This window comes from Ferrovibrio sp. (genome assembly GCF_019636075.1).
Lineage (GTDB): Bacteria > Pseudomonadota > Alphaproteobacteria > Ferrovibrionales > Ferrovibrionaceae > Ferrovibrio.
Genome location: NZ_JAHBYG010000029.1, coordinates 1 through 21,188 on the forward strand (window position 1 = coordinate 1; position 21,188 = coordinate 21,188).

General features: G+C 63.7%; 23 protein-coding genes and 1 other RNA gene. 14 read left to right on the forward strand and 10 right to left on the reverse strand.

Going from position 1 to position 21,188, the window contains the following annotated elements; genetic code table 11:
- The 6 genes from KF827_RS12655 to KF827_RS12680 all read right to left on the reverse strand — a co-directional run.
- On the reverse strand, nt 1-752 hold a 752-nt coding region (locus KF827_RS12655; protein WP_291005903.1), incomplete at its 3' end, for a signaling recognition particle receptor family protein.
- A complete protein-coding gene (mtaB, locus tag KF827_RS12660; protein ID WP_291005906.1) occupies nt 749-1,984 on the reverse strand; it encodes a tRNA (N(6)-L-threonylcarbamoyladenosine(37)-C(2))-methylthiotransferase MtaB in 1,236 nt (411 codons plus the stop codon). The genes mtaB and KF827_RS12655, both read right to left, overlap by 4 nt.
- 5 nt (nt 1,985-1,989) lie before the next feature.
- Nucleotides 1,990-2,829 carry a diaminopimelate epimerase gene (dapF, locus tag KF827_RS12665; RefSeq protein WP_291005909.1) on the reverse strand — a complete coding sequence of 280 codons (840 nt, stop codon included), beginning with the start codon at nt 2,827-2,829 and terminating at the stop codon, nt 1,990-1,992.
- Between the two features lie 37 nt (nt 2,830-2,866).
- The gene (locus KF827_RS12670) at nt 2,867-4,213 is read right to left on the reverse strand and encodes a sensor histidine kinase (protein ID WP_291005912.1); all 1,347 of its coding nucleotides are present in this window, start codon (nt 4,211-4,213) and stop codon (nt 2,867-2,869) included.
- On the reverse strand, nt 4,210-4,890 hold the full coding sequence (locus tag KF827_RS12675; RefSeq protein WP_291005916.1) for a response regulator transcription factor: 681 nt from the start codon (nt 4,888-4,890) through the stop codon (nt 4,210-4,212). Before KF827_RS12675 ends, KF827_RS12670 begins: the two co-directional genes overlap by 4 nt.
- On the reverse strand, nt 4,890-5,237 hold the full coding sequence (locus KF827_RS12680; protein ID WP_291005919.1) for a PepSY domain-containing protein: 348 nt from the start codon (nt 5,235-5,237) through the stop codon (nt 4,890-4,892). The genes KF827_RS12675 and KF827_RS12680 overlap by 1 nt, the downstream gene beginning before the upstream one ends.
- Nucleotides 5,238-5,357: 120 nt before the next feature.
- Here KF827_RS12680 and KF827_RS12685 point away from each other — a divergent pair, with 120 nt between their 5' ends.
- Nucleotides 5,358-5,660, forward strand: coding sequence for a PepSY domain-containing protein (locus tag KF827_RS12685; RefSeq protein ID WP_291005922.1), 303 nt, complete (start codon nt 5,358-5,360; stop codon nt 5,658-5,660).
- A 20-nt stretch (nt 5,661-5,680) separates the two neighbouring features.
- On the forward strand, nt 5,681-6,256 hold the full coding sequence (locus tag KF827_RS12690) for a cytochrome b/b6 domain-containing protein (RefSeq protein ID WP_291005925.1): 576 nt from the start codon (nt 5,681-5,683) through the stop codon (nt 6,254-6,256).
- A gap of 33 nt (nt 6,257-6,289) precedes the next feature.
- Here KF827_RS12690 and KF827_RS12695 read toward each other — a convergent pair whose 3' ends face one another.
- On the reverse strand, nt 6,290-6,814 hold the full coding sequence (locus KF827_RS12695; protein ID WP_291005932.1) for an Hpt domain-containing protein: 525 nt from the start codon (nt 6,812-6,814) through the stop codon (nt 6,290-6,292).
- A gap of 3 nt (nt 6,815-6,817) precedes the next feature.
- Nucleotides 6,818-7,312 carry a response regulator gene (locus KF827_RS12700; protein WP_291005935.1) on the reverse strand — a complete coding sequence of 165 codons (495 nt, stop codon included), beginning with the start codon at nt 7,310-7,312 and terminating at the stop codon, nt 6,818-6,820.
- Nucleotides 7,313-7,525: 213 nt separating this feature from the next.
- On the opposite strand from KF827_RS12700, the gene KF827_RS12705 reads away from it, so the two are divergent.
- Nucleotides 7,526-8,710 (forward strand): Bcr/CflA family efflux MFS transporter, encoded by a 1,185-nt coding sequence (locus tag KF827_RS12705; protein WP_291005941.1) that lies wholly within the window; start codon nt 7,526-7,528, stop codon nt 8,708-8,710.
- Between the two features lie 96 nt (nt 8,711-8,806).
- Here KF827_RS12705 and thyX read toward each other — a convergent pair whose 3' ends face one another.
- Nucleotides 8,807-9,745: an FAD-dependent thymidylate synthase gene (gene thyX, locus KF827_RS12710; RefSeq protein WP_291005944.1), complete on the reverse strand. Its 939-nt coding sequence runs from the start codon at nt 9,743-9,745 to the stop codon at nt 8,807-8,809.
- Between the two features lie 48 nt (nt 9,746-9,793).
- Here thyX and ssrA point away from each other — a divergent pair.
- From ssrA to KF827_RS12735, 5 genes are all read left to right on the forward strand, one after another.
- Nucleotides 9,794-10,123, forward strand: a transfer-messenger RNA (tmRNA) gene (gene ssrA / locus KF827_RS12715).
- 113 nt (nt 10,124-10,236) lie between these two features.
- A complete protein-coding gene (locus KF827_RS12720; RefSeq protein ID WP_291005968.1) occupies nt 10,237-10,812 on the forward strand; it encodes an SspB family protein in 576 nt (191 codons plus the stop codon).
- A gap of 78 nt (nt 10,813-10,890) precedes the next feature.
- On the forward strand, nt 10,891-12,504 hold the full coding sequence (locus KF827_RS12725) for a fumarate hydratase (RefSeq protein ID WP_291005971.1): 1,614 nt from the start codon (nt 10,891-10,893) through the stop codon (nt 12,502-12,504).
- Between the two features lie 72 nt (nt 12,505-12,576).
- Entirely contained in the window at nt 12,577-13,428 is an 852-nt protein-coding gene (gene dapD, locus KF827_RS12730; protein WP_291005974.1) for a 2,3,4,5-tetrahydropyridine-2,6-dicarboxylate N-succinyltransferase, read from the forward strand.
- A 188-nt stretch (nt 13,429-13,616) separates the two neighbouring features.
- The gene (locus KF827_RS12735) at nt 13,617-14,228 is read left to right on the forward strand and encodes a response regulator (RefSeq protein ID WP_291005981.1); all 612 of its coding nucleotides are present in this window, start codon (nt 13,617-13,619) and stop codon (nt 14,226-14,228) included.
- On the opposite strand, the gene KF827_RS12740 is transcribed toward KF827_RS12735, so the two are convergent.
- Nucleotides 14,229-15,545: a flavin-dependent oxidoreductase gene (locus KF827_RS12740; RefSeq protein ID WP_291005985.1), complete on the reverse strand. Its 1,317-nt coding sequence runs from the start codon at nt 15,543-15,545 to the stop codon at nt 14,229-14,231.
- Between the two features lie 297 nt (nt 15,546-15,842).
- On the opposite strand from KF827_RS12740, the gene KF827_RS12745 reads away from it, so the two are divergent.
- The 6 genes from KF827_RS12745 to KF827_RS12770 all read left to right on the forward strand — a co-directional run bounded on the left by KF827_RS12745 (nt 15,843) and on the right by KF827_RS12770 (nt 21,036).
- Nucleotides 15,843-16,301 (forward strand): MarR family transcriptional regulator, encoded by a 459-nt coding sequence (locus KF827_RS12745; RefSeq protein WP_291005988.1) that lies wholly within the window; start codon nt 15,843-15,845, stop codon nt 16,299-16,301.
- A gap of 106 nt (nt 16,302-16,407) precedes the next feature.
- A complete protein-coding gene (locus tag KF827_RS12750) occupies nt 16,408-17,652 on the forward strand; it encodes an ABC transporter substrate-binding protein (protein ID WP_291005991.1) in 1,245 nt (414 codons plus the stop codon).
- A gap of 60 nt (nt 17,653-17,712) precedes the next feature.
- Nucleotides 17,713-18,582 (forward strand): branched-chain amino acid ABC transporter permease, encoded by an 870-nt coding sequence (locus tag KF827_RS12755; RefSeq protein WP_291005993.1) that lies wholly within the window; start codon nt 17,713-17,715, stop codon nt 18,580-18,582.
- Entirely contained in the window at nt 18,579-19,592 is a 1,014-nt protein-coding gene (locus KF827_RS12760; protein WP_291005997.1) for a branched-chain amino acid ABC transporter permease, read from the forward strand. Before KF827_RS12755 ends, KF827_RS12760 begins: the two co-directional genes overlap by 4 nt.
- Complete coding sequence (locus KF827_RS12765) at nt 19,589-20,317, forward strand: ABC transporter ATP-binding protein (protein ID WP_291006000.1); 729 nt, start codon at nt 19,589-19,591, stop codon at nt 20,315-20,317. The genes KF827_RS12760 and KF827_RS12765 overlap by 4 nt, the downstream gene beginning before the upstream one ends.
- Nucleotides 20,314-21,036, forward strand: a complete 723-nt coding sequence (locus KF827_RS12770) for an ABC transporter ATP-binding protein (RefSeq protein ID WP_291006003.1) — start codon at nt 20,314-20,316, stop codon at nt 21,034-21,036. Before KF827_RS12765 ends, KF827_RS12770 begins: the two co-directional genes overlap by 4 nt.
- Nucleotides 21,037-21,188 lie beyond the last annotated feature (152 nt).

Genomic DNA, 21,188 nt, shown 5'->3' on the forward strand with positions numbered 1-21,188 from the left:
AAGGTCGCCACCTGGTTCAGCGCGTTCTGGCTGGTGGTGGCATCCAGCACCAGCAGCACATGATGCGGCGCCTCGGGCGTCTGTTTCTTGAGAACGCGCACGATCTTGGCCAGTTCCTGCATCAGGTCGGCTTTGTTATGCAGCCGGCCGGCGGTGTCGATCAGCAGCAGATCGGCGCCGGTTTCGCGCGCCTGGGTCAAGGCATCGAAAGCCAGGCCGGCGGCATCGGCGCCGGTTTCGCGCTTCACGATGGCCGCACCCGTGCGTTCGCTCCAGATGCTCAACTGCTCAACGGCGGCGGCGCGGAAGGTGTCGCCGGCAGCCAGCACCACCTTCTTGCCGGCCTCGCGCGCACGCTGGGCGATCTTGCCGATGGTGGTGGTTTTGCCCACGCCGTTCACGCCCACAACCAGGATCACGCAGGGCCCGGTTTCAGGCCTGGCGGCATCGAGATCGAGCGGTTTCTCCACCGGACGCAGAATAGCGGCCACGCTGTCGGCCAGGGCGGTGCGGATTTCCTCCGAGCTCACTTCCTTGTCGAAACGCTCGCGGGCGATTTCCTTGACGATGCGCGCCGCCGTGCTTACGCCCAGATCGGCCTTGATCAGGGTTTCTTCCAGTTCCTCAAGGGCCGCCGCATCCAGTTTGCGCTTGGTGAACAGCGCACCGATCTGTTCGCCGAGTGCCGATGCGCTGCGCGAGAGGCCCTGTTTCAGGCGGCCGAACCAGCCGGTCTTCTTCTGCTCGCTCACGCCGCCTCCAGCCACAAACCGCCATCGCGCGCCGCCAGCACCTGCGTTGCGATCACACTGCCTTTGTCATGGATGCCGGTCAGTTTCACCGGCGCATAGGTTTCGTCGCGGCCCAGGCCGGGCTGCTCCACCAGGATGCTGGCAGCCTTGCCGCTGCGTTGCGCCAGATGGCGGCGCAGGCCGGCCTCGCCACGGCGGCGCAATTCGGCGGCGCGGGCCCGGCGCAGGTCCATCGGCAGTTGCGGCATGCGCGCGGCCGGCGTGCCTTGGCGGGCGGAAAACGGAAAGACATGCAGATAGGCCAGGCCGATCTCGTCCACCAGATCGGCGCCGCGCATGAAGGCTGCGTCATCCTCGGTGGGGAAGCCGGCAATCATGTCGGCGCCCAAGGCGATATCGGGTCGCGCGGCGCGCAGGCTTTCGGCCACGCGCAGGGCCTGGTCGCGGCTATGGCGGCGCTTCATGCGTTTCAGGATCAGGTCGTCGCCGGCCTGCAGGCTGAGATGCGCATGGGGCATCACGCGCGGTTCTTCGGCATAGAGGCGCAGCAGGTCATCGTCGATGCCGGCGGGATCGAGCGAGGAAAACCGCAGCCGTTCGATGCCGGGCACCAGATTGAGCAGGCGGCGTGCGGCCTGGCCCAGGCTGGGCCGGCCCGGCAGGTCGCCGCCATAGGATACGATATCCACGCCGGTCAGCACGAATTCGCGGAAACCCTGATCGGTCAGCTTGCGGGCGCGTTCCACCACGGCACCCAGCGCCTGCGAACGGCTGGGGCCACGGCCATAGGGAATGATGCAGAAGGTGCAGCGATGGTCGCAGCCCTGCTGGATTTCCAGATAGGCGCGCGGGCGCTGCCTGAAATCCTGGCCGGGTTCTTCCGGCAGGGTTTCCGGCTGGCGCGCCGCCATGATGTCGCCCACCGCGCTGGCCTGGTGCATCCAGCTATCGGCGCGCAGCTTTTCGGCATTGCCCAATACGCGATGCACTTCCGGCATGGCGGCATAGCTGTCGGGCGAAATCTGTGCGGCACAGCCGGTGACGACGATTTTCGCCTGCGGATTTTCCCGCTTCAGGCGGCGGATCGCCTGGCGCGCCTGCTTCTCGGCTTCGGATGTGACGGCGCAGGTATTCACCACCAGGGTATCCTGCAAGCCGGCGGCGGCCAGATGGGCGCGGATCGCTTCGCCTTCCTGGATGTTCAAGCGGCAGCCGAAGCTGAGAACAGACATACCGTTCAGTCGCGCCAGAAGGCCGGCGGGATTTCGCCGCGATAGGATTCGGTGGCCGGGCCGGTCATCAGCATGCGGTCGTCGGCGGTCCATTCGATGGTAAGCGGGCCGCCATCCAGGATAATCTCTGCCTTGCGGGCGCAGAGGCCGCGCCGCGCGGTCGCCACCAGGGTGGCGCAGGCGCCGGTGCCGCAGGCCTGGGTGATGCCGACGCCGCGCTCCCATACCCGCATGCGGATACGGTCGGGCGCCAGCACCTGGGCGAATTCCACGTTGATGCGCTGCGGGAATAGCGGATCATGTTCGATACGGGGGCCGATCTCGGCCAGCGGCACGGCCTCGGCATCATCCACGAAAAACACCACATGCGGATTGCCCACATTCACCGCGCCGGGTTCGGAATAACCGGCGAAGCTGTAATCCAGCGCCAGGGTATCCATGGCGCGGCTGAGCGGAATCTCCTGCCAGCCGAAACGCGGCTGGCCCATATCCACGGTCACCAGCCCCTTGGCGGCGCCCGTGGCATTCAGCCAGCCGCCCAGCGTGTCGATGCTCACTGCATCGCGGTCCTTTTCGCGCATCAGCAAAGCGCCGATGCAGCGGGCCGCGTTGCCGCAGCTTTCCACTTCGCCGCCATCGGCATTGTGGATGCGCATGAAGGCATCGGCCTTGGGGGATTTTTCGATGGTGATGAGCTGGTCGAACCCCACGCCGCTGCGGCGATTGCCCAGCTTGCGCACATTCTCGCGGCTGAGCGGCAGCGGCCGGGCGCGCGCATCCAGCACCACGAAATCGTTGCCGAGTCCGTGCATCTTGATGAAGGAAAGGGGCGCTTCGATGCTCATGTCGAGGTTATAGGGCGCCCGGGCAACAGTGTCCAGTTTACGCGGCAATCGCAGGCGGTGGCGATTCCGGCGGGCAGGGCAGGATCAGGCAGGCCCGCAGGCCGCCGATGGGGGCGGTTTCCAGGCGTAATTTGCCGCCATAAAGCTCGGCGATATCGGCGGCGATGGCCAGGCCGAGGCCGCTGCCGGCGGCGTTTTCATCCAGCCGGCCGAAGCGCGCCAGGGCGGCGGTCTGGGCCTGGGCGGGCATGCCGGGGCCGTCATCGTCGATGGTGATCCGCAGCCTGCCATTCTGTTCGGTCAGGGTGATTGCCACGCGGCTTTTGGTCCATAGCCGGGCATTGTCCAGCAGGTTGCCCAGCATCTCCACCAGATCCTCGCGGTCGCCGGCAAAGCGCCCGCTGCCCTCGCAGGACCAATCCAGGGGCCGCTCGGAAGGCAGCCGGGCCAGGCTGCGGGCCAATTCGGCGGCGGCGGCACCGGCATCGCATATCGCGCCGCCGATCTGCGCGGCACCGGCGGCGCGGGCCCTGGCCAGATGGCGTTCCACCTGCCGGCGCAGCGCCTCGATATCGGCATGGGCGGAGGGATGCCCGGCAAGATCGTTGGCCAATACGGCCAGGCGGGATTTTAGGGCATGGGCCAGATCGGCTGCCTGGCGCCGGCCACGCTCCAGCCGTTCGGCATCGGCGGCCAGCAGGGCATTCAGCGCCTCTACCAGCGGCCGCACCTCCACCGGCCATTGCCCGACAAGCTGCCGCCTGCCGCCGCCCCGCATATCGGCCAATGCGGCACTGATGCGGCGCAGCGGCCACAGGCCGTAAAAGGTTTGCGCGGCCACCGCCAAGGTGAGGCCCAGGCCCAGCGCGCCGAGCGCGATCCACAGCAGATGGTCGAATTCGGCGCGGGCGGCGGCGATCTCGGCACGATCCAGCGCCACGGCCAGGCGCAGGGGCTTGTCTTCATGGCCGGGCAATACCACCGAACGCTCCAGCACCAGCAATTGCTGATCCTGCGGCCCGGGCAGCAGATGGCGATGCTCCAGGCCGTCGGAGAGGTCTTCGTCGGGCAGTTCGATCACCTGATCCCAGAGCGAGCGCGAGCGCCGCAGCACCCCATCGGGCGTGGCGATCTGCCAATAGCGGCCGCCATAGGGACGGTCGAAGCGCGGATCGGCGGGGCGCCGGCTGAGCAGCGGGGCCTCGTCTTCCGACCAGTCCAATGCGGCCATCAGCGCGGTGAGGTCGGCTCCCAGCAGGCGCAGATGCGCATTCTCCGCCTGGCGCTCGAACAGCGTGCCCAGGCCATAGCCGGTGAAGCCGAGCGCCACGGCCAGCCAGACCAGTGCGCCCAGTACCAGGCGCAGCGAAAGCGAATGCTTCATGCCGGTGAGGATAGGGCAGGCGGCGGACGCAGACGATAGCCCAGGCCGCGCTGGGTTTCGATCACATCCACGCCCAGCTTGCGCCGCAACCGGCCGATGAACACCTCGATGGTGTTGCTGTCTCGATCCTCGTCCAATGCATAGATATGGTCGGCCAGGTCGGCGCGGCTGACGATCTGGCCCTGATGCAGCAGCAGATAGCGCAGCACCTTGTATTCCTGCGCGGTGAGGGTGAGCGGCCGGCCATCCACGCTGGCGGTGCCGCCGCGCGGATCCAGGCGCAGCGGGCCGCAGACCAGGTCCGGCGTGGCAAAGCCATGGGCGCGGCGGATCAGGGCGCGCAGCCGGGCAAGCAATTCCTCCAGGCGGAAGGGCTTGGCCATGTAATCGTCGGCGCCGGCATCGATGCCTTCCACCTTGTCGGTCCAATTGCCGCGTGCGGTGAGGATCAGCACCGGATGCATAAAGCCGGCGCGCCGCCATTGCCGCAGCACCGAAAGCCCATCCAGCCCGGGCAGGCCGAGATCGAGGATGGCGGCATTGTAGGTTTCGGTGGCGCCGAGGAATTCACCTTGCTCGCCGTCATGCGCCACATCCACCGCATAGCCTTCCTGGCGCAGCGCGGCGGCGATCTGGGTCGCCAGGCGTTGATCGTCCTCGACCAGCAGCACGCGCATCAATGGGCCTTTCGTGCTGCGTCCAGGTCGCGGCCACGGGCGCGAAACAGCGTGGCATCCTTGGCATTGTATTCCAGTTTCAGCACCGCGCCGCGTGGGCTGAGCAGGCGCAATTCATAGATCCAGCGCTCATGCTCGTATTCCAGTTCCACTTCGATGACTTCGCCCTGGAAATCGCGCTCCACCGCTTCGAGAATCCGCGAGAGCGGCAGGATCTGCCCCGAGCGCAGGGCGGTGCGTGCCCGCTCCATATCGGTCTGGCCGTCGGAATCCGCCAATACCTGCACCGGCCCCAGCAGGGCGGCGGGCAGCAGCATCAGCAGCAATAAGAGGGTGACGCGTCGCATGGGCCGATTTCATACGAAGCCGGGGCTGAATGCCAGATGAATGGGCCGCTCAGGCGACATTCAGCCGCAGCGTGGCATGAAAATCCGGTCCATTGAACCCGACAACAGAGGATTCGTTCCATGCGTAACCCGATTTCCCCCATACATCTCGCCATTCTCGCCGCCGGCCTGCTGGCTCCGCTGGCAGCCGCCGGCAATTCCCAGGCCGGCGAGCGGGATTGCCGCATATCGGGGGCCGCAATACAGCCGCTCGCGCTCAGCAGCCTAGCCGCGAAACTCGAACAGCAGGGCTATCGCGATATCGGCAAGCTGGAGGTCGAACGCGGCTGTTTCGAAGCGCGGGCCTTCAACCAGGCTGGCGATGCCTACAAGCTGAAAGGCGATGCCCAGACCGGGGCTATCCAATCGGTCCGCAAATGGTAAGTGCCGTGCAGAAAGAAGTCGTGACGGCCAGAAATACAAAACCCGGTGATGCAAAACCCGGTGATGCAAAATCCGGCGAGGTAAAGGTTTGGGATATTTTCGTCCGCCTGTTCCATTGGTGCCTGGTTGCCGCTTTCGCCGGGGCCTGGCTGACCGGCGAGGCGGATCGCTGGGCTAGAATCCATGAATGGCTGGGCTACGCCATCGCCGCTTTGGTGGGCCTGCGTCTGATTTGGGGCTTTATCGGCAGCCGCCATGCCCGCTTCGGAGATTTCGTACCCGGCCCCGGCGGGGTGCGCAGCTATTTGCAGGATATGCTGCGCGGCCGTGCGCGTCGCTATCTGGGCCATAATCCTGCCGGCGGGGCGATGATCGTGCTGCTGCTGGCCGGATTGCTGCTTACGGCAGGAACGGGCTGGATAACCCTGCAGGGCGGCCGGCTCGGGCATTTCTTCGAGGAGGTGCATGAAGGGCTGGCCAACGGCATGATCGTGCTGGCGGCGCTGCATGTAGCCGGCGTGCTGGCTTCCAGCCTGCTGCATCGGGAAAATCTGGTGTGGGCGATGATTTCCGGGCGCAAGCGCGCTGCGGAGTAAATCGGCCAAGGGTTTCCCCGGCGGCGGAGAGGGTCAGGCCTGGGTGGCCTTGTGCTTGGCCTTATCCACGGCGGCCTTCAGCGAGGCACGCAACTGGGCTTCCAGGGCACCGCCCGAGCCGGCGATCTTGTGGGCGATCACCACATACATGGTGTCCACATGGATCGAGACGATTTCCTGCTGCAATTCGTCCAGGTCGTCGTCGGTTTCCTTCAGGAAATCATGCAGCGACTTGGCGAATTCGGTGAGCAGCGGAAATCCGAACAGGCCGCCCATGCCCTTGATCTGGAAGGCCTCCTCGCGGATTTCCTCGACCAGGTTCTTGCGTGCCGCCGGATCGGCCGGCATGTGGCTCACCTGCTCGCGCAGCGCTTTGATGCGGGCGGCACTTTCATCCAGGAAGGCGGCGGCGGATTCCTGCACCAGATTGTTCAGCTTGTCGCGCAGGCCATCGTCGAGCTTCAACTCGAGGCCCTTTTTGAAATTCACAGCCTTCCGCTTCAGGTCGCCGCGGTTGGGGATGAATTTCGGCTTGGGCGAGCGGATATCTGATGACACGGCTCAGTTTCCGCTATCGCGACGGTCCGGACCATCGAAGGGCAATTGCTGGCGTCGGCGATCAGGCCCGAAATACCCCTTCACGCTGACAAAATCGCGCGGCCGGGCAATCACCATCACCAGGCGGCGGTAAAGGCCGTCGGCGGTAAAGGGCTTGGCAAGGAATTCGGTCACACCCTTGTCGCGCGATTCCACCACATATTCCATCTCGGAATTCGCGGTGAGCATGATCACCGGTAGCATACGGTCGGATGAGGTGGCATCGTTGCGGATGAAATCGAGCAATTCCAGGCCGCTGCGCGGCTTCAGGTTCCACTCGGTGATGCACACATCCACATTGCCCGAGCGCAGCATGGTAAGCGCGCCGTCATAGTCGCGCGCCATGGCCACCTGGGTGGCGCCAAGCATCGCCAGGATATCCTTAACCAGTTTGCCCATCAGCCGATTGTTATCGACGATGAGAAAACGGACATGGCTGAAATCAATCTTTTCCGACATGCGTCCGTTTTTCCGACATGCGTCCGTAAGGCCTGCTGGAGGAAATGGGGGGCTGTCCCGGCGCCCGCCCTGGGTTATTCACCTGGGCTTCTCTATATACTCAAACCTTCATTAAGCCAACAGCTTGCGCGTTTCCACCAGCGCTTGTTACGCTGCGGCCACTCCCCCCTAAAAAGCAGGCGATCAACTGCCATGTCCCGAGTTTCCCCTTCCGTGGGCCTGCTTATCCTGCTCACGGTATTGAATGGCAATGCCATTATGGCGGCGACGGTATACCTGCCTTCGCTGCCCAGTATCGGTCGGGCACTGGATATTCCCGCCGAGGTGATGCCGCTCACCCTGACAATATATCTGATGGCCTTTGGTTTCGGCCAATTGCTGTTCGGTCCGCTGAGCGACCGGCTAGGGCGCCGCCGGGTGCTGTTGGCCGGATTGGTGGCCATGGTCATGGGCTCGGTGGCTTGCGCCATGGCCGGCTCGCTGACCGGTCTGCTGGCGGCGCGGCTGCTGCAGGGGCTGGGGGCGGCTGCCGGCATGGCGTCGGGCCGGGCAGTGCTCAACGATGTTTATGTCGGACCTGCGGCGGCCCGGGCTTCGTCCATCGTTTCCGCTTCCCTGGCGCTGGCCCCGATCCTGGCACCGCTGCTGGGTGGCTTGATCGAGGAAGGGCTGGGCTGGCGGGCGAATTTTGCCTTTTCCGGTTTGATCACCGTGGTGGTTCTGGCCGCGCTGTTTTTCCGCCTGCCCGAGACCCATCGGCCAGGGCCGCCGCAGGCCTCGCTGGCCCGGCAGATGCTGCATTCCTACGGTTTGCTGCTGCACTCACGTGCCTTTCTCAGCCTCATCATCGTCAGTTCCTGCATCTATGCCGGGCTGCATGGCTTCAACAGCGGTGCGCCGGCGGTGATGATCGAAACCCTGGGCGTCAGTCCGGTGCTCTACGGCCTGCTGGCCGCCAGCGCCAGCGCGGGCTTTTTCGCCGGTGCGATGATTGCCTCGCTGTTCGGGCTGCGGTTGGGCGTGTTGCATGTAATCAGCCTGGGCGGCTTGTTTTTGGCGCTGGGCGGCATCGGCCTCGCGGTCTGGGTGGAGATGGTCGGCGCCAGCGTGGAAAGCATCGTGATCAGCCGGATGATCTGGGCCATCGGCATGGGGTTGGCGATGCCCACCTCGATGACGGCGGCGATCGGGCTGAACCGCAGCATGCTGGGGGCCGGCGCTGCGCTGGCAGGGTTCACGCAAACCATGGGCGGTGCGCTGGGTGCGGCGGCAATCGCCATGTTCCCTGCCGGCAACCCGCATGTGCTGGCGCTGGTTTGTGGCGGCACGGTGGTGCTGGGCGTGCTTTGTTGGATCGGCAATTACCGTGCGATCCGCCGGGCCGTGACCGGAGAGTGATCGCGCGTCAGCCTTGCGGCTTCACGGCATTCATGCTCAGCCTTGCGGCTTCACGGGGCTATTTCGTTCAGCCTTGCGGCTTCACGGCATTCATGCTCAGCCTTGCGGCTTCACGGCGGCAATGAATTCGCGCCATTCACGCGCCGAAAGCCCCGAGGATGCCTGATCCACAGCTTCGCCGGCCAGCATGCGCCGCAGCGCTTTCAGCGCAGTGGCCGAGAAGGCGGCGCCGCCCACCCGGTATTCCATGAAGGCATCGAAGACCAGCGGCACCCAGCTTTTCACGGTTTGCAGCATCGCGTCGGCATATACCCGGATTTCATACTGCGCATGGCTGTCGGCGCGCAGGCTGAGGAAGTGCAGCAGGTTCAGCAGGTCGGTCTTCCAATACCATTGGGTGTAATAATTCAGCGTCAGGTTCATACGCGCCAATTCGCGCGCCAGGCCATCGCGGCCGGCATCGCGCGGCTGGCCATCGGGGCCTTCGTTGAGCATTTCCTCATAGCTGGCATAGCTCTGTTCGGCATCGCGCTTCAGCAGGTGCAGCACATGCTCGGCCTCGGCGCCGGTCAGCAGGTCGCCGCGGCCCTGGCGGTTGGAATCGGATTGCGCGGCCAACTGGTCGGGCGCCGGCAGATAGAATTCCTTGTCCATGATCGAATAGCGCGCGGAATATTCGTTCACATTGGCGGTGCGGTGGCGGATCCACTGGCGTGCCACGAAGATCGGCAGCTTCACGTGATACTTGATCTCGCACATCTCGAATGGCGTGGTATGCCGGTGCCGCATCAGATAATTGATCAGGCCGCGATCCTCGCTGACCCGCTTGGTGCCGCGGCCGTAGGAAACCCGGGCGGCCTGCACCACGGCGGCATCGTCGCCCATATAGTCGATGACGCGCACGAAACCATGATCCAGCACCGGCAGCGGGGTGTAGAGCATGTCTTCCAGCGCCGGCACGGTGGCGCGGCGGGTGGTCTGGCTTTGCGCCCGCAGGGCATCGATTTCGGCGGCTTGTTCGGGCGTAACGGGCATGGAATCGGGCTCCCCTGAATTCAGCCGGTTTTTATAAACCGGATGCGGGGGCTTCAAAAGCCGCCCGGGAGAGCTTATATCTGTCCTGCCGGGTTCGCCCGGCTATGGTGATAAACGCCGCACGGAATAGGCGTAACGGACCCGGGGGCAGTACCCGGCGCCTCCACCATCAGGCCAGACCGCTGTTAAGAAACAGCCCGCTGGCTTGATGATGGGGGCGAATCAGGCTCGACGTGCGCAATAAAGGTTCGGTTTTTGCCCGGCATGATACCGCCGTTATCGGGTCATTCTCCAAGTGCCAACGACAACAGCGTTGCACTCGCTGCCTAATTAGGCAAGCGCGGCTCGGGGGGCGCCGGGCAACAGAAGCCCCCCACTTAATCCGTTAACGAAAAGCGTAAATTCGACCCATGCTCTGGAATTGAACCGGCGCACCCGCTTGCGGTATGATCGGGCAGCCCAATCCTTAACCATTAACCAGCACAGCGCGCATGGCCGGCAAATTGCTTGATTACAATCTTCTTGTGGAGAATGCCCTGCGCGGCGCCGTGCGCGAGGCGCTGAAGCGCGCCGCCGAATTCGGCCTGCCGGGCAACCACCATTTTTATATCACCTTCCGCACCGATCAGCCCGGGGTGGATATTCCGGCGTTTTTGCACGAGCGCTATCCCGATGAGATGACCATCGTGCTGCAGCACCAGTTCTGGGGGCTGGAGCCGGGCGAAGACAAATTCCAGGTTACGCTCAGCTTCAACAAGGCGCCCGAGCGCCTGGTGATTCCCTATGCGGCGCTGACTGCCTTTGCCGATCCCAGCGTGCAATTCGGCTTGCAATTCCGTGTGCAGCCCTCGGCCGAGGCGCTGGCGCGCAATGCCGCCCAGTCTGGCAACCAGAATCCATCTGCGGATGGTGCCGGCGCGGACGTGACCCAGTCTGCTGAAGCGGGCGAGGCCAAGACCGCAGATGCCAGAAGCGCAGATGCCAGGGCGGCGGATGCCAAATCCGACGCCAAGCCTGCCGGCGGCGAGGTTGTGGCGCTGGATGCTTTCCGCAAGAAGAAAACCTAAACCCGCCGTATCGTCGGCTGTTTGCCTGTTCGTCGGCGCTTTTGCCTGTCAGCCCTTAAATATACCAGCGAGTTCACGATGCCCGATTTCAACTATCAGGATTTGTTTCCGCTTGGCCCCGACACCACGCCCTATCGCAAGCTCGGCAGCGAGGGTGTGGAAACCATCGAGGTGGGTGGCCGCAAGATTCTGAAGGTTTCAGACAAGGCGCTGAGCGATCTTACCTTCGCTGCCATGCATGATATCGCGCATCTGTTCCGCCCCGGCCATCTGGCGCAGCTTCGCGCCATCCTGGAGGACAAGGAAGCCTCCGATAACGACCGTTTCGTGGCGCTTGAACTGCTCAAGAATGCCAATATTTCGGCCGGCATGGTGCTGCCTTCCTGCCAGGATACCGGCACCGCCATCGTGATGGGCAAGAAGGGCCAGTATGTCTGGACCGATGGCGAGGACGAAGCCGCCATCAGCCACGGCGTCTATCGCACCTATACCGAAACCAATCTGCGGTATTCGCAATTGGCGCCGCTCAGCATGTTCAAGGAAGTGAATACCGGCACCAACCTGCCGGCGCAGATCGATCTCAGCGCCGTGAAGGGCGATGCCTACAAATTCCTGTTCATCTCCAAGGGCGGCGGCTCGGCGAACAAGACCTTCCTGTATCAACAGACCCCGGCGGTTTTGCGCGGCGAGAATCTGGTGAAGTTCATCGACACCCAGATCAAGACGCTGGGCACCGCCGCCTGCCCGCCCTATCACCTGGCCATCGTGATCGGCGGCCTGTCGGCGGAATTGAATCTCAAGACCGTGAAGCTGGCCTCCACCCGCTATCTCGATGCGCTGCCCACCCAGGGCGGCCCCGGCGGGCATGCCTTCCGCGACCTGGAGATGGAGCAGAAGGTGCTGGAATTGAGCCGCGCCAACGGCATCGGCGCGCAATTCGGCGGCAAGTATTTCTGCCATGATGTGCGGGTGATCCGCCTGCCGCGCCATGGCGCCAGCGTGCCGATCGGCATCGGCGTGTCCTGCTCGGCGGATCGCCAGGCGATGGGCAAGATCACCCATGAGGGCATCTTCCTGGAGCAACTGGAAACCGATCCGGCCAAATATCTGCCCGATACCGGCGCAGGCGCATTGTCGGCCGAAGTGGTGCAGGTGGACCTGAACCAGCCGATGAGCGAAATCCGCAAGCAGTTGTCGCAATATCCGGTCAAGACCCGGCTTTCGCTCAGCGGCACGCTGATCGTGGCGCGCGATCTGGCGCATGCCAAATTCGCCGAACGCATCGAGCGCGGCGAAGGCCTGCCCGAATATGTGAAGAACCACATGATCTATTATGCCGGCCCAGCCAAGACGCCGGAAGGCTATGCCTCGGGCAGCTTCGGCCCCACCACGGCGGGCCGCATGGACAGCTATGTGGGCCTTTTGATGCAGAATGGCGGTGGCTTCATCAGCCTGGCCAAGGGCAACCGCTCCAAGGCCGTTACCGATGCCTGCAAGCAATATGGCGGCTTCTATCTCGGCTCGATCGGCGGCCCGGCGGCGATTCTGGCCAAGAACAACATCAAGAAGGTCGAGCAGCTCGAATATCCCGAACTCGGCATGGAATCCGTGTGGAAGATCGAGGTGGAGAATTTCCCCGCCTTCATCATCGTGGACGACAAGGGCAACGATTTCTTCGCCGGCCTGTCCTGATCTTAAGCTGTTGACTGATTTGGCCGCGCGGCTATTGTCGCGCGGCCATATTTATTAAAGGGAAATACCGTCATGTCCGCCACGCTCGCCAGTCAGCTCAAGCCCGTGATCGATGCCGCCTGGGAGGCCCGGGCCGAAATCACCACCGCCACCAAGGGCGAAGTGCGCGATGCCGTGGAAGCCGCGCTGGAAGCGCTGGATGCCGGCCAGCTTCGCGCGGCCCTGAAGATCGACGGCAAGTGGCAGGCGCAGGAATGGGCCAAGAAGGCGGTGCTGCTGTCTTTCCGGCTCTACGACAACATGCTGATCGCCGATGCCCCGGGCGGCGCCAATTGGTGGGACAAGGTGCCCAGCAAGTTCGTCGGCTGGAACGAAAACCGTTTCCGTGCCGCCGGCTTCCGCGCCGTGCCGGGTGCCGTGGTGCGTCGTTCGGCCTTCATCGCGCCCAATGTGGTGTTGATGCCCAGCTTCGTGAATGTGGGTGCCTATGTGGATAGCGGCACCATGGTGGATACCTGGGCCACCGTGGGTTCCTGTGCACAGATCGGCAAGAATGTGCATCTCTCGGGCGGCGTCGGTATCGGCGGCGTGCTGGAGCCTTTGCAGGCCGCGCCGGTAATCATCGAGGATAACTGCTTCATCGGCGCGCGTTCCGAAGTGGTGGAAGGCGTGATCGTGGAAGAGGGCGCCGTGCTCTCCATGGGCGTGTTCATTTCCGCCACCACCAAGATCGTGGATCGCGCCACCGGCGAGATATTCTTTGGCCGCGTGCCGGCCTATTCGGTGGTGGTGCCGGGCAGCCTGCCGGGCAAGCCGCTGCCCGATGGCACGCCGGGCCCTTCGCTGTCTTGCGCGGTGATCGTGAAGCGCGTGGATGCCCAGACCCGCTCCAAGACCTCGATCAACGATCTGCTGCGCGATTAATCCGCTGGCCGATTGTCCGCTGGGCGATTGATAGGGGGCGGAAAATAACACTCTGCTGAGAAATCAGCCCGTCTGCGCGAGCGAGAGCGAATCTCGCTCGCGGTTTGATTGAATCGGCAGCATATCTATACGCTTCATTAACTGTCGCTATTGAATAGTCGCTCGCCATGATGAATACAGCGACTGCCATGACTGGTCCCAAGAGCAAAGCCCCGGCCGAGCGTTTCCACGCCTCCACCGTTCTGGTGCTCGAGGAGAATCGCGGCACGCGCCAGGCTTTGCGCGATGTGTTGCTGGGGATGGGCTTTGCCGCCGTGTATCAGGCCGCCGATGGCCGCACCGGGCTGATGGAAGTGGCGGCCCATGAACCGAGTTTGATTCTGGTGGATTATCGCCTGCCTAAGCTGGATGGCCTGAGCTTCACCGAACAACTGCGCCGCGATGGCAGCCTGGGCAACAACGGCGTGCCGGTGATTCTGATGGCTCATAGCGTGGATGCCGAACTGGTTGTTGCCGCCCGCGATGCCGGTGTGACCGAAATCGTGATGAAGCCGATTTCGATTCAGGTGCTGGTGCGCCGCCTGCTGCATATCCTGTCCAAGGCCCGTCCGCTGGTGCGCGGCGGCGGCTATATCGGTCCCGATCGCCGCCGCAAGGGCGAGCGCCGCGCCAAGGAGCGTCGTGGCGAAACCGAGGTGACGCCCACCAACACGATTTCCGAACGGCGCCAACGGCCGACCCGGCGCGGTGGCCAGCGCCGCACGCCGTCGCGCAAGGATGCGCCCTCGTTCGACGAGTGATCAGGCAGCCTGCGGATGCCGTGCATCGAAGGATGCGCGGGTGTTCAGGGCCTCTTTGTCGAAACCCGCCACCAGCTTGTAATCCTGCGCGGCAGCCTCCAGTTCGGCACGGCTGATCACGTCGTCCAGCTTGGCATAGCCATTGGGCGCGTGCTGTTCCACGAATTGCATCACCCGTTCCGGTCCATTGGCGCGGTTGGCCAGCACCAGTTTGGCCATCGGCGGTAGGCGGTCGGCCTCATAGGCGCGCAAGGCGGCTTGTGGATCCGCTTCCGTGGCCAGCCGCCAGGCCAGAACACGGCCATCGATGATGGCCTGGCTGGCACCGTTGGAGCCGATCGGATACATCGAATGCGCCGCATCGCCCAGCAGCGTGATGCGGCCAAAGCTCCAGCGTGCCACCGGGTCGCGATCCACCATGGGAAATTCGTACACCGCCTTGGTGGCGCGGATCAGGCCAGGCACATCCAGCCAGCCGAAATTCCAGTTTTCGAATTTGGGCAGAAAATCCTCGATCCTGCCCGGGCGGTTCCAATCCTCGCGATTCCACGGCGTGTCATTCGGGAAGCGCAATTCGGCGATCCAGTTCACCAGGCTGCGGCCGCGTGCGGCCTCTTCGGGCCCGATCGGATAGCAGACGAATTTCTGATCCTGATGGCCCGCCATGATCATCGAGCGGCCGCTCAGATAAGGCGGAGCCTCGCTCACCGCGCGCCACAGCACCGCGCCATTCCATTTCGGCGGCCCTTCATTGGGATAGAAGGCCGCGCGCACCGCCGAGTGGATGCCATCGGCCCCCACCGCAATCGCGGCGCGGCGGGCGGGCAGGGCAGAGCCATCGCTGCGGCGGCGCAATCGCGCGGTCACCCCCTGCTCATCCTGTTCCAGCGCCACCAGTTCGGCATCCGTGGCGATGGCCTGAGGCCCCAGCCGTTCGCGCACCGCATCATACAGCAGCATCTGCAGGCGGCCGCGATGGATGGAATATTGCGGCCAGCGATAGCCGGCATCCTGGCCACGATCCTCGCGCCAGATTTCCTGGCCGAATTTGTTGGTATAGATCAACTCGCGGGTACGGATGGCGATGGCTTCCAGCCGCTCGGCCAGGCCAAGCTCCGAGAGCTCCCGCACGGCATGGGGCAGCAGGTTGATGCCCACGCCCAGCGGCCGGATTTCCGGCACCGCCTCCACCACCTGCACCGGAATGCCTGCCTTATGCAGGCTCAGCGCCAGCACCAGGCCGCCGATGCCGGCGCCCACCACAAGAACCTCCGGCGGCGCCATATTGGACGACGCTTTGTTGCTGGTCGGCACCATGCTTCTCTCCCATGACTGCATTTGTAGTATTGCATTACAATTTCTTGCCACTACAATGCCCGACAAAATACGGTGACGGCAAGGCCGTCGATAACGGGTGGGGTGGAAAGAAATCGCCGGGGCTATGAACCCTGGGGCAGGCAAACGGGATGCGATCCTGGAATGGGATAACTCTCAGAGTGGGGTCTCTCAGGGCGAGATTCCGGTCAGGGCGAGATCCCGGGGTGTGTCGGGGTGGAAAACGGGAGGCTGGCGTCGGCTATGGTCCGCGCGGCGAAAAACTCTGCAAGGCTGGATATGCCGCATGATGTCGATGCAACCGCCATCGATTCAACTGCGGTCGATTACGGCGACCTGACGCGGTTCATCGGCTATGCGCTGCGCCGCGCGCAGATGCGCCTCTACGAGGATTTTTTCCGCAGCGTGAAAGGCTCCGGCATCAGCCCGGCGCTGTTTTCGGCCTTGCTGCTGGTGGAACGCAATCCCGGTTTGCAGCAGGGCCGGCTGGGTCAGGCGCTGGGCGTGGCGCGCTCGGGCGCCATGACCATGGTGGACCGGCTGGAGCGGCTGGGCCTGGTGGAGCGCCGCCCCGCGCCGCATGACCGTCGTGCCTATGGCCTGCATCTTACGCAGAAGGGCGGCCGGGCGGCAGTGAACCTGCGCCAGCGCGTGGCCGAGCATGACAAACGGATTTCCGCCCGCATGGACGATGCCGAGCGGCGGCGGCTGATCGAGTTGTTGGAACGCATTTATTAGGGGGCGGGCATTCACCAGTACAGAATGATCCGCTACAGTTGCAACCAAGGCCGCCGGTCCCCAAGGGGCCACTTGCAAGGGCGGCGCAGACCGGGAGGGATATGAGATGACCAAGAAGTTTACCCGCCGCCAATTCGGCCAGACAACCGCATCGGCCGTTGCCGCCGGCGCCCTGATCGCCGGCACCGCGCCGTTCAATATCGGCCGCGCCCAGGGGCGCGTGCTGAAGATCGGCTCGATCCATCCGCGCTCCGGCTTTCAGGCCCAGCTCGGCCTGGCCTGCCAGCGCGGCGTGGATATCGCGCCGCGCGTGCTGAAGGCGCTGGGCATGAATGCCGAAGTGGAGATCATGAATGCGGACACCGAATCCAACGTGGATATCGCCCGCAGCCGCGCCGAAAAGCTGGTGAATGACGGCGCCAATGTGCTGATCGGCGCCTTCGATAGCGGCCAGTCCGCCGCCATCGCCCAGGTGGCCGAGCAGAAGGGCGTGCCCTACATCATCAACGTGGCCGCCGCGCCGCAGATCACCGAACAGGGCTACAAGTTCGTGTTCCGCAACTTCCCCACCGCGCCGATGCTGGTGGGCGATGGCCTGAACCTGATGAAGAACGTGTTCGACAAGAGCGGCGTCACGCCCAAGACCGCCGTGTTCATGCATGCCAACGATACGTTCGGCCAGTCGATGGCCGGCGCCATCAAGGCAATGGCCCCGCGCTTCAACCTGCCGTTCCAGATCGTGGAGACCATCAGCTACGATCCGCAGGCCAAGGATCTGTCGGTGGAAATCGCCAAGGCCAAGGCCACCGGCGCCGAAATGGTGATGCCGGTAACCCGCCTGAACGACGCCATCCTGCTGATCCGCGAAATGGTGAAGCAGCGTTGGGAGCCGAAGGTGATCATGAGCCCCGGCGCGCCGGGCTTCTATGAAGGCCAGTTCTACCGCACGCTGGGCAAGTATTCCGATTACCTGCTGACCAATGTGCCGTGGTACAATCCGCGTGCCGCGATCACCCAGAAGCTGCTCGACGAATTCAGCAAGACCTACAAGAACGAATTGTTCGAGCTGAATGTCGGCTTCTCGTTCGAGGCGATGATGGTGGCCGTGGATGCCTTCAATCGCGCCAAGAGCACCAATGGCCGCGAACTGGCCGATGCCATCCGCGCCACCAAGATCACCGATCACGTGATGGCGGGCGGCACGCTGGAATTCGATGCCAAGGGCCAGAACGTCAACATCAAGTCGGTCACGCTGCAGAATATCGGCCAGAAGCCGAAGGTGGTGTTGCCGCTGGATGTGTCGGAAGACAATCTGCTGTTGCCGATGCCGGGCTGGACCAAGCGCGGCTAACATCAATCAAGCAAGGGGTGGCACCCACGGCGCCGCAAGCGCCGTGGGTGTTTTGATAGGATGCCGATAGAACTCGTTCTCAATGTCACTTTGCAGGGGCTGCTCACCGGGCTGGTTTACGGCCTGATGGCATTGGGGCTCAGTGTGATTTTCGGTGTGGTGCGGGTGGTGAATTTCGCCCATGGCGAGATGATGACCATTGCCATGTATGGCGCCATCGTGGCTTTCGGCGCCTGGCAGATCGACCCGCTGGTTGCGATGGTGCCGATCGCGGCGCTGCTGTTTGCGCTGGGCTATGTGATGCAGGCCTGGCTGATCAATCCTTTCATCAACCGGCCTGAGCATAGCCAGTTCATGCTGCTGGCTGCCGTTGCCATCGTGATGGTGAATGCGCTGCTGATGATCTTCGGCCCCGATGCGCGCACAACGCTGGTGGATTATGCCCTCGATTCGGTGGAGATCGGGCCGCTGCTGGCCGACAAAGTGCGGTTGATCACCGCCGGCCTGGCGCTGGCCATCACCGCCGGCCTGTTCGCCTTCTTCAAGCTTTCGCGCACCGGCAAGGCGATCCGCGCCTGCGCCGACAATTACATGGGCGCGCTCACCGTGGGGCTGAATGTGAAGCAGCTTTATGCCTTCACCTTCGGGCTGGGTTCGGCCTGCGTGGGCGCGGCCGGCGCGATGATGGTGCTGCTGATCGACGTAACCCCCAATCTCGGCCCGGCCTTCACGCTGCAGGCTTTCGTGATCGTGATCGTGGGCGGCCTGGGCTCGATGCCCGGTGCGCTGCTGGGCGGCGTGCTGATCGGCCTGTCGGAGGCGTTGTCGGGCCTGTTCTTCGCGCCTTCGGCCAAGAGCATGTTCGCCATCGCATTGCTGATCCTGGTGTTGCTGTTCAGGCCGCAGGGCCTGCTGGGGAAAAAGGCATGATTGCGGGTCTGTATGAACGGTTGCTGGATGGCGTGCCCCGGCGTGCGCTGCTGCTGCTCGGGCTGCTGCTGATTGCGATGTTGGTAGCGCCGCTGCTGGTGGATCCGTATCTGCTGTCGATCCTGATCCTGGTGCTGTATTTCGCCTATACCGGCCAGGCCTGGAACGTGATGATGGGCTTCTGCGGCCAGCTCAGCCTGGGCCATTCGCTGTATGTGGGGCTGGCAGCCTATACGTCGGCGGCGCTGTATGTGCATTTTCAACTGCCGCCCACCATCGGTGCGCTGGCGGCGATTTCCATCAGCATGGCGTTCGGCGCCGGCATCGGTTTTCTGGCTTTCCGCTTCGGCATCGGCGGCACTTATTTTGCGCTGCTCACCATCGCGTTTGCCGAATTCACCCGCGTCGGCTTCGATCATTTCGCGTGGGTGAACGGTTCCGGCGGCTTCTTCCTGCCGGTGGAGCAATATACCCGCAACGATGTGCTGAACCTGCGCGGCCGGCCGGTGATGTTCTATTACCTGCTGCTGGCGCTGACCGTGGCGGCCTTCGTGTTCTGCCGCTGGCTGCTCACCGGCCGCATCGGTTATTACTGGCAGGCGATCCGCGAGGATCAGGAAGCCGCGCAAACGCTGGGCATCAATACCTTCCGCTACAAGATGCTGGCGGTGCTGATTTCCAGCGGCATGACGGCGCTGAGCGGCGTGTTCTTCGCTTTCTATTACAACAACCTGTTTCCCGAGCAGATTTTCAATATCAGCCGTTCGATCGAATTGATCCTCGGGCCGATCATCGGCGGGCTGGGCTCGCTGTTCGGGCCGATCCTGGGCGCCTTCGTGCTCACCCTGCTGGCGGAAGGCCTGTATGAGACCCTGCATGGCCTGGGCTACGATATCCCCGGCATCAAGCATGTGTTTTACGGCATCTGCCTGGCTGCGGTGATCATGTATCTGCCGCATGGCATCTGGCCGCCCTTACGCCGCAAGCTTGGCCTGGAGACGCGGCAATGAGCGACCTTCTCGTTGTCGATGGCATCTCCAAAAGCTTCCGTGGCCTGCGGGCGGTGTCGCGCGCCTCGTTGACCGTGCCCAAAGGCGGCATTGTCGGCCTGATCGGCCCCAATGGCGCGGGCAAGACCACCTGCTTCAACATGATCGCCGGCGTGTATAAGCCCGATGAGGGCAGCGTCACGCTGGATGGCCGGCGCATCGATGGCCTGCGCCCCGATCTGATCTGCCATGCCGGCGTGGGCCGCACGTTCCAGATCGTGAAGCCGTTCAAGGAACTCACGGCGCTGGACAATGTGATGGTGGGGGCGCTGCATACCGAAAGCGATACCCGCCGGGCCAAGCGCGAGGCGGAAGCGGTGCTGGACCGGTTGGGCATGCTGGAAAAGCGTAACCAGCCAGCCGGACAACTGACATTGCCCGAGCGCAAGCGCCTGGAAGTGGCCCGCGCGCTGGCCACCAAGCCGCGCATCCTGCTGCTGGATGAGGTGATGGCCGGCCTGCGCCCCACCGAGACCGATCAGATGGTGGCGGTGTTCCGCGACCTGAACCAGCGCGAGGGGCTGACCATCCTGCTGATCGAGCATGTGATGCGGGCCGTGATGGCGCTGTCGCAGCAGGTTGTGGTGCTGCATCACGGGGAAGTGATCGCGCGCGGCGATCCCCAGGCGGTGGTGCGCGACCCGGCCGTGCTGGAATGTTATCTGGGCGAGGAGGCCGAGATATGAGTTCGGCCAAACCCACACTCGAAATCACCGGCCTGGATGTTTTCTACGGCGATGCCCAGGCATTGGATGATGTAAGCCTCACCGCCAAGGGCGGCGGCATCCTGGCCATCGTTGGCGCCAATGGCGCCGGCAAGTCCACCCTGATCCGCTCCATTGCCGGCATCGAGCAGCCGCGCCGGGGCAGCATCCGTTATGGCGGCAAGGAGATTGCCGGCCTGCCCAGCCACAAGGTGTGCGATCTCGGTATCGGACAGGTGGCAGAGGGGCGACAGATTTTCCCCAGCCTCAGCGTGCTGGAGAATCTGCAGATGGGGGCCATGCTGTCGCGGGCACGCGGCAAGGAAAAACAGACGCTGGAGCAGGTCTTCGGCCTGTTTCCGCGACTTGCCGAACGGCGCGGTCAGCTGGCCGGCACCATGAGCGGCGGCGAGCAGCAGATGCTGGCCATCGGCCGTTGCCTGATGGGCCAGCCCGAGTTGATCATGTTCGACGAACCGTCGCTCGGCCTGGCGCCGGCGGTGGTGCAGGAAGTGTTCCGCATCATCAAGCTGCTGCATGAAAGCGGCCTCACCATCATCCTGGTAGAGCAGAATGTGGCGGTGTCGTTGAAACTGGCCGACCAGGCCTATGTGCTGGAAAACGGCCGCATCGCCATGCAGGGCAGCGGCCAGGACTTGTTGCACGATGATCGCGTGCGGCAGGCCTATATGGGGCTATAGGGCGACCTGCGTTCAGCTTTACAAGCCAACTGCAAAAGAGGCCGTCACCACCGGACTTGTTCCGGTGGTCCATCGTTGGGCTGTGCTGATTTGGCGGGCATGGACTCTCGGAACAAGTCCGAGAGTGACGGTTTTCAGGATGCGGAGGGCCG